At 72.7% G+C, this 12698-nt stretch carries 10 protein-coding genes; 6 read left to right on the top strand and 4 right to left on the bottom strand.

The features are described from left to right. Positions 1 to 29: 29 nt before the first annotated feature. Both ACFPP6_RS19700 and ACFPP6_RS19695 read right to left on the bottom strand, forming a co-directional pair. Positions 30 to 1250: an FAD-dependent oxidoreductase gene (locus ACFPP6_RS19700; protein WP_382043893.1), complete on the bottom strand. Its 1221-nt coding sequence runs from the start codon at positions 1248 to 1250 to the stop codon at positions 30 to 32. A 131-nt stretch (positions 1251 to 1381) separates the two neighbouring features. Continuing rightward, on the bottom strand, positions 1382 to 1660 hold the full coding sequence (locus ACFPP6_RS19695) for a helix-turn-helix domain-containing protein (RefSeq protein ID WP_382043890.1): 279 nt from the start codon (positions 1658 to 1660) through the stop codon (positions 1382 to 1384). 84 nt (positions 1661 to 1744) lie between these two features. Here ACFPP6_RS19695 and map point away from each other — a divergent pair, with 84 nt between their 5' ends. Beyond that, positions 1745 to 2512, top strand: coding sequence for a type I methionyl aminopeptidase (gene map / locus ACFPP6_RS19690; RefSeq protein WP_382043887.1), 768 nt, complete (start codon positions 1745 to 1747; stop codon positions 2510 to 2512). A 38-nt stretch (positions 2513 to 2550) separates the two neighbouring features. Here map and ACFPP6_RS19685 read toward each other — a convergent pair whose 3' ends face one another. After that, a complete protein-coding gene (locus tag ACFPP6_RS19685; protein ID WP_382043884.1) occupies positions 2551 to 5073 on the bottom strand; it encodes a bifunctional lysylphosphatidylglycerol flippase/synthetase MprF in 2523 nt (840 codons plus the stop codon). After that, complete coding sequence (locus tag ACFPP6_RS19680) at positions 5070 to 6386, bottom strand: alpha/beta hydrolase (protein ID WP_382043882.1); 1317 nt, start codon at positions 6384 to 6386, stop codon at positions 5070 to 5072. The genes ACFPP6_RS19685 and ACFPP6_RS19680 overlap by 4 nt, the downstream gene beginning before the upstream one ends. Before the next feature lie 157 nt (positions 6387 to 6543). Between ACFPP6_RS19680 and ACFPP6_RS19675 the strand changes: the two genes are divergently transcribed. The 5 genes from ACFPP6_RS19675 (at position 6544) to ACFPP6_RS19655 (ending at position 12681) form a co-directional block, all read left to right on the top strand. Then, a complete protein-coding gene (locus ACFPP6_RS19675; protein ID WP_382043879.1) occupies positions 6544 to 7503 on the top strand; it encodes a 2OG-Fe(II) oxygenase in 960 nt (319 codons plus the stop codon). A gap of 479 nt (positions 7504 to 7982) precedes the next feature. Beyond that, positions 7983 to 8147, top strand: coding sequence for a hypothetical protein (locus ACFPP6_RS19670; RefSeq protein ID WP_382043877.1), 165 nt, complete (start codon positions 7983 to 7985; stop codon positions 8145 to 8147). A 147-nt stretch (positions 8148 to 8294) separates the two neighbouring features. Then, positions 8295 to 9854, top strand: a complete 1560-nt coding sequence (locus ACFPP6_RS19665) for a radical SAM protein (RefSeq protein ID WP_382043874.1) — start codon at positions 8295 to 8297, stop codon at positions 9852 to 9854. A gap of 12 nt (positions 9855 to 9866) precedes the next feature. After that, on the top strand, positions 9867 to 11708 hold the full coding sequence (locus ACFPP6_RS19660) for a carbamoyltransferase C-terminal domain-containing protein (RefSeq protein WP_382043871.1): 1842 nt from the start codon (positions 9867 to 9869) through the stop codon (positions 11706 to 11708). Between the two features lie 82 nt (positions 11709 to 11790). Further along, the gene (locus tag ACFPP6_RS19655) at positions 11791 to 12681 is read left to right on the top strand and encodes a phytanoyl-CoA dioxygenase family protein (RefSeq protein ID WP_382043868.1); all 891 of its coding nucleotides are present in this window, start codon (positions 11791 to 11793) and stop codon (positions 12679 to 12681) included. The last annotated feature ends 17 nt before the right edge of the window (positions 12682 to 12698 follow it).

The following is a 12698-nucleotide window of genomic DNA, read 5'->3' as shown; positions in this document are numbered from 1 at the left end:
CGCGCCTAGGCCCTCACGAAGGCGGCGCGCTAGACCCTCGCGAACGCGGGGGCGCGCTCGGGCCGGATCCCGACGCCGCCCAGGTAGGCGGTGACCGTGCGCAGGGGCGCCGCGCGGCGCAGCAGGCGCACCGGCAGGGGCAGGGCGGCGGCGTCGAGGGTGCCGTCGAGGGCGCTCCGGATCAGCTGGTGCTCGCCCAGCTGCGACTGCTGCACCAGGGCCGTCGGCAGCCGCCGGCGCTTCTGCACCCGGGCCAGGTCGTGCAGGCTCACCCTTCCCTCGCGCAGCGGGCCGGCGAGGATGCGGGCGGCCGCCACGGCGTCCTGGATCGCGAGGTTGACGCCGACGCCGCCGACGGGCGACATGGTGTGGGCCGCGTCGCCGATGCAGAGCAGGCCGCCCGCGTACCAGCGCGGCAGCCGGCCCATCGTCACGTCGAGCAGCTTCACGTCGTCCCAGGAGCGGATCGCGCCGGTGACGCCGGCGTCCCAGCCGAAGAGGCCGCCGAGCCGGTCGCGGAACCACTGGATGTCGCGCGTGCGCAGCTCGGCGTCGCGGCCCTTGGCGATGAGGTAGGAGGTCTGGAAGTACGCGCCCCGGTCCATGGTGACCGCGGCCTGGCCGCCGCCGAAGCGGGCGAAGACACGGCCGTCCTTGATGCCGCCGCGGGGCGCGTCCACGCGGACCTGCCAGACGTCCATGGGGACGTCGAATTCGTCCTGGACGAGGCCGGCTTCCCTGCGGACGACGGAACGGCGGCCGTCGCAGCCGACGGTCAGGGCGGCCGCGATCTCGCCGGGCGTGCCGTCCTCGGCGGTGTAGCGCACGCCGGTGACGCGGCCGCCCTCCTTGCGCAGGCCCGTGACCTCGGTGCACATGCGCAGGGTGAAGGAGGGTTCGGCGGCGGCCGCGCTCGCCAGCAGGTCGAGGAAGTCCCACTGCGGGACCATGGCGATGTACTTGTGGCGGCCGGGGATGCGGCGGAAGTCGGCCGCGACGACGGTGGTGCCGCCGATCTCCATCCGCATCTCCTCCAGCTTGGGGAAGGGCAGTTCCGCGAACCGCTCCCCCAGGCCGAGCTCGTCCAGCAGCCGCAGGGTGGAGGGGTGGACGGTGTCGCCGCGGAAGTCGCGCAGGAAGTCGCGGTGCTTCTCCAGAACGGTGACCCTGACCCCGGCCCTGGCCAGCAGCAGCCCCAGCATCATGCCCGCAGGTCCGCCGCCCACCACGCAGCACGTCGTGCTTTCCATGCTTCCCGCCTCTCGTCGCGCATGACTCCGCGCATGACTCTGACCGATCGGTCAGCAATCTAACCGATCGGTCAGTCGATGCTTGCGGGAGGGCCCGAGAAGCCGTCAGGAGCGGGGCCCGGCCCTCGCCTTCACGCCGTCAGCGCTTCCCCCTCCGCGGCGTCGGCGCCTGCCGCGGCGGCGGCCGCCAGCTGTTCCATGGACAGGTTCAGCACGGAGGCCAGCGCCACGATCGTGAAGAAGGCGGGCGTCGGCGCGCGGCCGGTCTCGATCTTGCGGAGCGTCTCCGCGGACAGCCCGGAGGCGGCAGCGATCTCCACCATGCTCCGCTCGCCGCGCGCCTCGCGGAGCAGGGCGCCGAGCATCTCGCCGCGGCGCCGCTCCCAGGGGGTCAAAGGGGTCCTCACCATGCCCCCGATACTAGACCGTGATACTAATACCGGTATAAGAATGCCGGTATAAAAATTGGCAGTACGTCGAGGGGGTTCGGAACCATGGTGGAGATCAAGACCGACGGTGAACTGGAGGCCATGCGCGCGGCGGGCCGGGTCGTCGCCCATGCGCTGGCTGCGGCACATGACGCCGCGAGGACCGGAGTGCGGCTGCGGGAGCTGGACGAGGCGGCGCGCGCCGTGCTGAGCGAGGCGGGGGCGAGCTCCCCCTTCCTGGGCTACCGGCCCTCCTTCGCCCCCACCCCCTTCCCGGCGGTGATCTGCGCCTCGGTCAACGACGCGGTCGTGCACGGCATCCCGGACGACTACGCGCTGCGCGACGGCGACCTGGTCAGCATCGACTGCGGCGCGCGGCTCGACGGGTGGACGGGCGACTCCGCGGTGAGCTTCATCGTCGGCGAGCCCCGGCCGGCCGACACGGCCCTCGTCGACGCCACCCAGCGGGCCCTGGACGCCGCCATCGCCGCGGCCGTCGTCGGCAACCGCATCGGGGACATCTCCCACGCCGTCACGGCGGTCGCCCGCGCCGGGCGCTACGGCATGCCCGAGGACTTCGGCGGCCACGGCATCGGGCGGCAGATGCACGAGGACCCGCACGTCCCCAACTGGGGCCGCCCGCGCAGGGGCCTGCCGCTGCGGCACGGCCTGGTCCTCGCGATAGAGCCGATGCTCATGGCGGGCGGGCGCAACGACTACCGCACGGACCCCGACGGGTGGACGCTGCGCACCGCCGACGGCAGCCGCGCCGCGCACATCGAGCACACGGTCGCCATCACGGACGACGGTCCGCGGGTCCTCACGCTGCCGTGAGGCTGCTGTGAGCCTGCCTCAGGCCCGCAGCCGACCGCTCAGGCGGAGAACTGCCGCATCAGCCGCACTCCTTGGGCCGGCGTCATGTGCGGCAGGTACGCCTTGCCGATGGCGCGGGTGATGGCGGGGAGGGCTGCCGGGTCCGGATAGGTCATGTACATGGGGTGGTACTGCGGCTGGAATTTCGCCTTGAAGTTCAGCAGCGACCGGAAGCCGTAGACCGGTTCGAGGACCTTGCCCCCGTAGTCGAGGATCCGCTGGAGCGCCGCCGGCGGATCCTCCGTGGCCTTGCGGGCGAGCGGGGCGCCCGAGAGGCTGAGGAAGCGGGCGCCCTCCTCCTGGAAGCCGAGCGCGGCCGAGGCGATGAGGAATTCCATCGAGCCGCGGAACCCGGCGGCCCGGCGCCGCATGAAGTCCAGCGTCCAGCCGACCGGCCGGCCCGCTTCGTAGACCGGCATCCAGCTGGTGATGCCGTGCACCGTGCGGTCGGCGTCCACGGCGATCAGGCAGCGCACGGCCGGGTCGTCGAGCTCGTCCAGGCCGCCCAGGGTGAAGCCCATCTCCGGCAGTCCCTTGTCGGCGACCCACTCCTCGGAGATCGAGCGCACCTGGTCGGTGATGGCGACCGGGGCATCGGGGTAGGACCACCACTCGGCGGTGATGCCCTCCTTCTTGGCCTTGTTGAGGGCGGTGCGCACGTCCTGCCACTTCTTGCCGGTGAAGGCCAGGCCGGGCAGGGGCACGACGGTGTCCTCGGCGACCTGCACCGAGCGCCAGCCCAGGGCCTCGGCCGCGGCGCGCGACTCCTCGCCGACGCTGTAGAAGCACGGCGTCCAGCCGCGCTCGTCGCAGTGGCGCGAGAAGCCCGCCACGGCGGCGGCCCGCGCGTCCGGCGCGCCGAAGGGCTCGCCGGTGGTCAGGGCCACGGTGGCGACCACCCGGTAGGCCACGGCGGCCCGGCCCTTCGCGTCGAACCAGTAGTAGTTGCCGTCCCACGTGGTGAGGTAGCTGAGCGTCGAGCCGCCGTGCGCGACGAGGATTCCGCGGGCGCGCACGGCGGCGTCGGCGTCGGTGTGCAGGCGCGGGCGACGGAAGGTGACCAGCAGCGCGATCAGGGTGGCGAGCCAGAAGACGAGCCCGCAGTAGTGGAAGAGGGCCTGCGCGGTCCCGCCGACGGGGACCGGCCAGTCGGTGAAGGTGGCGAGCAGCGTCGGCGGCAGGAACTCCGAGGCCAGCCCGGAGAAGAGCACCGACGGCGTGGCCTCGGGGTCGTACTGGTCGCGCACCGCGTAGCCGATCCCGACGTACGCGGCGCAGGCCAGGACGAGCGCGCCGCCGACGACGGCGGCGAGCCCGCGCGTGGCGGAGCGCGGCAGCCGCAGGTCGAAGCGGGCGCGGGTGACGATCAGGAGGACGACGATCAGGACGGGCAGCAGCATCTGCTCCGCGAAGGCCTGGGCGTACGTGGAGCGTTCGGCGGGCTCGGCCCATCCGGCGGGGTGGCTGAGGAAGTCGTGCAGCCACCAGGAGAAGAGGGCGACCCAGGCGAGGTGGACGAGCACGGCCAGCGCCCAGGCGAGCCGCAGCCCGCGGCGCAGCCCCTCGGCGAGGACGAGCATGAGGGCGGGGACGAGCACGGCCATGACGGTGGCCGGGGAGTCGTAGAAGTTCCGCAGGGCGTGGACGAAGTGGCAGTCCTCCTTCGAGGCGGCGCAGGCGTCGGCGACCTCCTCGGCCGTGGGCTGCACGGAGACGTAGATCTGAAAGGAGTCGAGGGGCCCGTAGGCGTCCCGGTAGAGGATCGCGACCATGGGACCGATGGCGGCGGCGACCACGACGAGCGCGACGAGGACGCGGGCCTCGGTGTGGGAGGAGTGCCGCAGGCGCCAGGGCCCGGTCCGGTGGTGGAGCAGGGCGCCGATGGCGAGGCCGACGACGGCTCCGCCGAGGCGCAGGACGCCCTGGAGGTGGCCGACGTAAAGGGCCATGACGAGGGCGAAGGCGACGATGCCGAGGCGGGTGCGGCGCCGCCACAGGGCGGTGAGCCGGTAGCTGAGGACGCCGCCGACGGCGAGGGCGCCGACGGTCGGGGTCACCGCGAGGTAGCCGGCGAGCTCTTCCAGCCACCACTCCCCCGCGACGTTGCCGAGCTGGACGGCGCCCAGGCCGAGGAGCGTGCCGAGGATCTGGCCGCCGAGGAGGACCGCTGCGGTGCGGGCCACGCCCAGGCGCCGCTCGGAGGGGGTGACCAGCAGCAGGATGACGACGGTGGCGCCGATGTAGCCGCCGAGTCCGGGGCACCACAGCAGGGAGCTGGCGGGGGTCCACCAGCGGCCTTCGGCGAGTGCGGGGACGCCGACGCCGACGTGTTCCATGCGGTGCGGGCCCGGTCCGCTGCCGAGGCTGCCGGTGGCCGCTCCGACGATCCACAGCACCGCGAGGAAGGCGAGGGTGAAGGGTGCGTGCCGGACGGGGGCGAGCAGCCGGTCGAGGGTGACGCGCCAGGGGTGGGTGCTGTCGCCGGTGGTGGGCGCGGGTGGCGGGGCGGTGGTCCCGCTCATCGGATGAGCCCCGTCTCGCGGGAGATCCAGGGCAGTTGCCTCTCCAGGCCGGGACGCCAGACCTGCCAGCTGTGGCCGCCGGGGAGCAGGACCCATTCGGCCCGCATCCCGGCCTTGACGGCCGCGTCGTACACCTTGCGCTGCTGGGGCCGGTAGGTGCTGTCGCCGCTGCCGGCGACGAAGGCGGCCTTGGTGCCGGGGAAGCGCTGCCGTGCCATGACGTCGAGGGGGTTGACCGCGGTGAAGGCCGCCTCGTCGCCGCCGAAGGCCTTGTCGACGGTCTTCTGACGGCTGCCGAGCGTGGGCGCCTCCTGGCCGGAGATGTCGTTGACGACCCCGTAGACCTGGGGGGCGTTGACGCCGAGCTGGATCGAGCAGGTGCCGCCGAAGGAGATGCCGGAGACGACCCAGGAGGTGCGGGCGGTGGCGACCTGGAGGTGGGTGCGGATCCAGTCGGGGACGTCGGTGGCGAGGTAGGTCTGGACGTTGCCGAGGCGGGAGTCGAGGCAGAGGGTGTTGGCGAACTGGGAGCCGAGCGGGTCCACGACGACGATGACGGGCGCGAGTCCGCGGTGTTCGCCGGCGAAGGCGTTCATCATGTCGACGAGCCGCCCGGAGTTGATCCAGTCGTCGGGGGAGCCGGGCTGGCCGGCCATGAGGACGACGACGGGGAGCAGGGGGCGCGGGGTGGCCCGGTAGGCGGGCGGCAGGTAGACGTAGGCGCTGCGGGCGTCGAAGCCGGACCGGGTGCCGGGGATGGACGACTTGGAGAGGGTGCCGTTCGCGGCCATGCCCGGGGGCGGCTGCCAGACCTCGGCGATGGTCCTGCCCGCGGGGACGCGCAGGGCGGGCTCGGTGCGGCCGGTGGCGTCGGTGATGCTCGTGGTCTTCGTGAGCCAGGAGTTGAGGGCGGAGCGCGCGGTGGGGTACTGGTCGAAGTGCCGGTTGATCTCGGAGGCTCCCAGGAGCACGGCCAGGAGGGCGGCGAGGGCAGCGCCGGCCCAGTGGCGGGGGCGCAGCAGCGGGATGCGGAAGGCGGCGAGACAGATGCCGAGGACGGCGATCCCGGCCCAGATCACGACGTTGAGGGGCAGGGGGTCGGGGAAGGGCTGCCACCAGTCGTCGACGGCGGTCCGCAGGAGCCAGGTGAGGACGGCGGCCAGCAGGACGGCGAGCGGGGCCCACCGGGTCCACCAGGTGCGGCGGCGGGAGACGAGGAGCACCGCCAGGGCGCACAGGCCCACGGCCAGCAGGGCGACCGGAATCCATCCGCTCACCAGGGACCAGTCCAGCGGTCCTGCCGCGATCCGCATCCGACGCACCTCCCTGAAAATGCTACATATCCCCATAAAGGCAGCAACTCGGGAACGCGCGTCGCAGCCCTTGCCAGTGGAGGGGTGCGGTGGGAGATTCTCGGTGGCCCCGTCCGGCCGTTCAGCCGAAAGCGTTCTCCCCCATAGGAGATGCCTCGTGCCCACGACGTCGACAGGGAGCGGCAGAGCCGGCGCACTCGCCCTGCCCCAGGCCCCCGACGGATTCCGCAAGGCCCTCAAGGCGCTGCGCGCCCGGGCGCCCCTGCGCAGTGCCCGGCTCCCCGCGGAGCCGCCCTGGCGGAGCCGGTTCGTGTCGCCGGACCCCGCCGGGCCGGTGACCTCCCTGCGGGAGTTCGGCTACCGCGAGGAAGAGCTGTGGCGCTGGAAGGGGCGGGTCGACGACGCGGCCCTCGCCGGGCCGTGGCGCATCCTGACGGAGGAGGGGCTGGACCACCTGGCCACGGTGTGCCGGCAGCTCGAAGCGGCGGCGCAGGACGCCGGGTTCACCGCGACGCGGCGGCTGCGCGCCGCCGACCTGCTCTCGCCGTTCATCGCGAACATGATCCGCGACCGCGGCTTCCTCCTCACCTGTTCCCGGCTGGTCGGCATCCCGCTGATCCCCCATCCGCTGCGGCTGCCCACGGCCCAGGTCAATTACGGCGAGGGCCGGGGCCGGCAGGGCGGCGTCCGCTGGCACCGCGACGGCATGGATTACGTCTTCACCATTCAGCTGAGCGGCTACGACGACTACGACGGCGGCCGTTTCACGTACTTCCAGGGACGCACGGACGAATTCCCCGGCCCGGGGCGGGAGGATTCCCGGTTCCGCGCGGCGGACTGCGGGGAGCGCGGTGCCACGCTGTTCCTGCACGGCAGCCGTATCTTCCACGCGGTCACCCCCGTGACGAAGGGCCACCGGGTGACTTTGGTGATCTCCCTCTTCTGCCCTTATTTCGCACGGCGGGATTCGAATACGTTCTGGCACCTGGCGGCCGACGACGGCATTCCCGCCACCGTCCCCGGCTGGCTGCGCCTGAAGTGGCCCGCGCGGAATCCCGCCGTGGATTACAGCCTGCGCGCCGGCAGCCCGGTCGTCACGTGGGACGACCTCCGCTAGGCCCGGGGCGCGCCGGGCGGCACGCGCAGCGTCCGCCCGGCGCACACGCGGAATCCGCCGTGCTCCCCCGCGTACGCGCACGGCCGCGATGGCGCGGGCAAGGAAGAGCGCCGGGCGGCGCAGGAAAAGAGCGGGCCACAGATCATTCCCCTTCCCGGCGCCGATTCCCTCCCGCTCCGTAACGGCCCGTAAGGCGCTGGCATTTGATCCATGCCATGCACATGCATACCCGGCACGGCGAGCAGAAGGACCGTTTTTCGCATGATGCCTGGTGAGCCCGGATCCTCGCCCTCAGCCTGCCGGCACCTTCGCCCTTCTCGAACAGGAATCCATGGCATTCGTATGGTCATCGCATCGCCCTCGATCAAGTAATACGCTCCGAAAAAAGTGGCCGGAACAAATATCCCCCGGCCCAACCCGGCCATGATTCGCTGACCGCGTATGTACGCATACCGCCCGACCACGGCGAGGAGAGACTGATGGCCGAAGTCAAGAAAATGATCACGCCGACGCCCACGGCGTCGTCGCGCCCCTGCGGGTTCGTCTCGCCCGACAAGGGCAACGCACCGACGATCACGCCGGTGCCGAAGGCGGAGTCCGTCACGGAGGCCTCCGGGGCGAAGGCGCCGGCCACGCCCGCCTGATCGTCCCGGCGCACCGGTTCCGACGGGCCCGCCGCCTCACGCCCGCGGCGGGCCCGTTCCACGAGCGCGCTCCCCCGGCCCGTCCCGGCCGGTCCCGGCCCGTCCTGGCCGTTCGATCTCGCACCGTTTCCAGGAGGAAGTCCACCGATGTCGGCTCCGGTTTACCAGTCCTCCCGCTACGTCCGTACGATGCGCACCGCCAAGGACCGTGACTTCGCCCGGTTCGGCGGCCGGCTCGACGCCTACGACGGCACCGAGCGCACGGTGGCCTTCCACTCCCTCTTCGGCAACGCCCGCCTGGTGGACCGCGACACGGTCGAACTGCTCCGCGAAGCCGCCGGCGGCATCCCCCTGGACCTGCTGCGGGAGCGGGCGGGCAGCGAGGCCGTCGACAGCCTGATCGAGGCGCAGTACCTCGTGGAGGCCGGACACGACGAGGCCTCGCAGATCGACGAACTCCTCGCCGCCCGGGGCGAGGCGCTCAGCAGCGGCGTCTTCCACTCCTCCATCCAGCTGGTGCTGACCAACGCGTGCAACTTCTCCTGTCAGGGCTGTTTCGCCTACAACTTCGACGGCGGCGTGGAGGAGCGCAACACGTCCGGGGAGTCCGTCAAGCCGGGCCCGGTCCTCGTCCAGCTGCGCACCGCGCGCGGCGACAGCGGCCCGACGCTCGCCCGCGGCGACTGGAACGAGGGCACCGACGGCGCCCGCAATCCCTCGATGCACATGTCCCCGCAGGTGGCGGAGAAGACGCTGCGGGAAGCGGTGGCGCTGCGCAAGGCCAACGGCGGCGGCGAGCTCACCGTGTCCTTCTTCGGCGGCGAGCCGACGCTCGCCCGCAATACGATCCTGCACATCCTGCGCACCTTCGGGCACTTCCACGACGGCGTCTCGCTGTCCTACGACATGACGAGCAACGGCTCGCGCATCGACGCCGAGCTGCTGCAGGCCCTGGCCGACCACCGGGTCTCCACCACCGTCTCGATCGACTACCTCGTCCCCGAGACCGGCGAGTTCCGCGGCGGGCAGCAGCAGCGCACGCCGTGGCCGGTGGTGCGCAAGGCCATCCTCGACATGAAGGCCGCGGGCGTGCCCGTCAGCATCACCACCGTCCTGTCGCAGTACACGTGGGACAAGTGGGGCACGCCGCTGATCGACTTCGTCGCCGAGGCCGGCCTGGACTCCCTGGACGTGATCGTCTCCTTCCAGGCCCGCGAGTTCTTCGAGCAGCACAGCCCGCACGACGTGGCGCAGAAGCTGCTGTCCGCCGTCGACTACGGGCGCGAGCGCGGGGTCCAGCTCAGCGGCTACTGGTACCAGACGTTCCAGATGATCGCCGACGAGGCGAAGTGGGCCGCGCAGGCGGACTACAAGACGTGCCCCGCCGTGGGCCGGCAGCTGTCCATCGAGCCCAACGGCAGCGTGTTCGCCTGCAAGGCGACGGCGCGCAGGCTCGGCACCATCGACGACTGGCGGGGCGTGTTCAACTCCTCTGCCTACCGGGACTACGGCATGCGCGCCTACACCAACGGGCCCGGCTGCCAGGGCTGCGAGCTCCAGGGCACGTGCTCGGGCGGCTCGGCGGGCGCCCTCGAGGAGGAGAACGGATCCATCCAGGTCATGTCCCCGGGCTACTGCGCGTACATGCGCGAAGTCGTCCAAGGGCTGCTGGAGCGCCACCACGCCCAGTTCTGCGCGGGCGTCTGAGGAGCCCGGCAGATGCCGACGATCGGACTCAACTTCGGGCACGACGGGGGCGCGGCACTGGTCCGGCCCGGCGGGCTCCACCTCATCGAGGGCGAGCGGCAGGTGGGGCTGCGGCACGTGTGCGGCGGCAACGCCCGGTTCGCCGGCGAGATCGGCGACTGGGTGAACCGGCTGCACGCGCTCGCCGGCGGCCCGGTCGGCGCGCTCGCCGTCGCCGACTGGTACACCCCCGCGTGCCGGATCCTGCCCGAGGGGCTCGTCGAGCTCGTCTGCGAGGACATCACCTGGAGCCGCCCGGGCGACGCCCTGGCCACGTCCGTGCTGCGCCCGGTCAAGTCCGTGGACTGGCCGCTCGCCGACGGCCCCGCGGGCCCCCTGCCCGTCGTGGCCGTCCGCCACCACTACGCGCACGCGGCCCTGGCCTACTACACCTCCGGGGCGGCCAAGGCCCTCACGCTCGTCCTCGACGGCACCGGCAACTACGCCGAGTGCGGCATGGTGTGCCTGGGCGACGGCCCGTCGCTCACCCCCGTCCTGTCCTTCAACAACCGCACCGGCCCCCGCTTCGGGCTGCTCTACGAGGCGCTGGCCCGCAGGGTGCACGGCGGGCAGTTCGACACGGGCAAGCTGCTGGGCCTGGCCGCCACCGGCGCCACCGACCCGGACCTGCTGCCCGTGCTGCGCACGATGCTCGCCGGGGAGCGCGCCCGGCGCACCACGCCCGACCTCCTCGCACCCCTGGGCGGCCGGGCGCCCGCCGGCAGCGCCCTGCGGTACGAGGACACCTGGTACCCGTACGACGAGGACGCGGGCGGCTACCTCGACGGGCTGCTGGCCGACGCCACCGACGACGACGTCGTGCACTCCTACGGCGGGGTGTTCCCCGACGAGATCCGCACCCCGCGCGGGCACCGCCACCTAGTGGGCCACAGCCCGGGCGACCCGGTCTGCCGCACCCTGGCGGCGACGCTCCAGACCGCCGTGGAGGAGGACCTCGCCCACCTCGTCACCGGGCTGCACGAGCGCTGGCCCGGCTATCCGGCGCTCTGCTACGCCGGGGGCTGCGCCCTGAACATCACGGCGAACACGCGCATCGCGGAGAGCCGTCTGTTCACCCGGGTCTCCATCCCCACCTGCTGCGACGACTCCGGGATCGCGCTGGGCGCGGCGCTGGCCGTGGCCGCGCCGGAGGACCGGCCGGCGCCGGCGGCCGGCGGGAGCCGCCCCGGGCCGGCGCTGGCCTACTGCGGCCCCCGGCTCACGGCGCGCGACCCCCTGCGCACCGGGCGGACCCGCCTGACCCTCGCGAGCGACACCGCCCTCGTCGACCACGTGGCCGCCCTGCTCGCCGGGCGCAAGTGCGTGGCCTGGCTCGGCGGCGGCATGGAGACCGGGCCGCGCGCCCTGGGGCACCGGTCGCTGCTCGTCTCGCCGCACTGGACCGGCGCCCGGCGCCACGTCTCGCAGACCATCAAGCGCCGCGAGTGGTTCCGCCCGGTGGCCCCGCTGTGCCCCGCCGAAGTGGCCGACGCGTACTTCACCGGCCCGCTCGACCACACCGGCACGATGCTGTTCGCCGTGCGCGTCCGCGAGGAGATGGCGGAGCGGCTCGCCGAGGTGCGGCACATCGACGGCACCGCGCGGCTGCAGACCGTGTACGCCGCGGAGCACCCGCTGCTGCACCGCCTGTGCCACGCGCTGGCCGGCCGCACCGGCCTGCCGATCCTCATCAACACCAGCGCCAACGGCGGCGGACGGCCCATCCTCAACGACCTCGGGGACGCGCTGGAGCTGCTGGACACCACGGCGCTCGACGCCGTCGTCCTGGCCGACGAGCGGGCCGTCATCACCTGAACGGGCCGGGTGACCGCCCGGCCCGCCCGCCCGTCCGTCCGTCCGTCCGTCCGCGGAGCACGAGTCACAAGGAGCACCGAACATGGCGAGGACCCAGCTCAGGGACATCCGCAAGGAGCTGCCCCTGCGTGTGCTGTCCCCCGAGGACTGGGAGCACTGGATCACCCGCGGCTACGTCGTCGTCCGCCAGGCCGTGCCCGCCGGCAACGTGGAGCGGCTGGAGAGGGCCCTGTGGGAATTCGAGGACATGACCCCCGGCGACCCCTCCACCTGGTACGCGGGCCGCACGGACAACCAGCGGCTGCCCGGCCACAGCGGGCTGGTGGAGATCTACAACCACCAGGCCATGTGGGACAACCGGCAGACGCAGCGGGTGTACGACGCGTTCGTCGACATCTGGGACACCACCGGCCTGTGGGTCGTGATCGACTTCGCCAACGTCAACCCGCCCAACCGCGGCAGCCGTGAGTTCGGCGGGTTCGTCCACTGGGACGTCGACACCTCCCGGCGGCCGCTGCCCATCAGCTGCCAGGGCGTGCTCTCGGTCAGCGAGGGCAACGAGGAGATCGGCGGCTTCCAGTGCGTGCCCGGCATCTTCGAGAAGCTGGACGGCTGGCTGGAGGAACAGCCACCGGACCGCGACCCGATGACGCCGGACATCACCGGCCACGAGATCGAGACGCTGCGGGTGGACCCGGGCGACCTGATCATCTTCAACAGCCTGCTGCCGCACGGAGTGCGCCCGAACCGCTCCGCGGACCGGGTGCGTATGGCACAGTACATCTCCATGGCGCCCGCCCTGGAGGACGACGCCGCGCTGCGGGACAGCCGCGTACGGTTCTGGCGGGACCGGATCCCGCCGCACGAGCACGAGCACCACGGAAGCCCTCGCAAGAAGGAGCGCGAGCTCTACGGGCGCGCCGAGCTCACTCCGCTGGGCGAGCGGCTCCTGGGGCTCACGAGTTGGTCGTGACCGCGCCGGGCGGCGGG

The organism is Streptomyces aureoversilis (assembly GCF_042657885.1).
Taxonomy (GTDB): Bacteria; Actinomycetota; Actinomycetes; order Streptomycetales; family Streptomycetaceae; genus Streptomyces; species Streptomyces aureoversilis.
The sequence above is the reverse complement of the archived record's forward strand: the minus strand, read 5'-3'. Positions and strand labels throughout refer to the sequence as shown.

Bases quoted from the DNA above. Each gene is read 5' to 3' on its own strand.
- ACFPP6_RS19700 (WP_382043893.1), bottom strand. From the start codon at position 1,250: ATGGAAAGCACGACGTGCTGCGTGGTGGGCGGCGGACCTGCGGGCATG.
- ACFPP6_RS19695 (WP_382043890.1), bottom strand. From the start codon at position 1,660: ATGGTGAGGACCCCTTTGACCCCCTGGGAGCGGCGCCGCGGCGAGATG.
- map (WP_382043887.1), top strand. From the start codon at position 1,745: ATGGTGGAGATCAAGACCGACGGTGAACTGGAGGCCATGCGCGCGGCG.
- ACFPP6_RS19685 (WP_382043884.1), bottom strand. From the start codon at position 5,073: ATGAGCGGGACCACCGCCCCGCCACCCGCGCCCACCACCGGCGACAGC.
- ACFPP6_RS19680 (WP_382043882.1), bottom strand. From the start codon at position 6,386: ATGCGGATCGCGGCAGGACCGCTGGACTGGTCCCTGGTGAGCGGATGG.
- ACFPP6_RS19670 (WP_382043877.1), top strand. From the start codon at position 7,983: ATGGCCGAAGTCAAGAAAATGATCACGCCGACGCCCACGGCGTCGTCG.
- ACFPP6_RS19665 (WP_382043874.1), top strand. From the start codon at position 8,295: ATGTCGGCTCCGGTTTACCAGTCCTCCCGCTACGTCCGTACGATGCGC.
- ACFPP6_RS19660 (WP_382043871.1), top strand. From the start codon at position 9,867: ATGCCGACGATCGGACTCAACTTCGGGCACGACGGGGGCGCGGCACTG.
- ACFPP6_RS19655 (WP_382043868.1), top strand. From the start codon at position 11,791: ATGGCGAGGACCCAGCTCAGGGACATCCGCAAGGAGCTGCCCCTGCGT.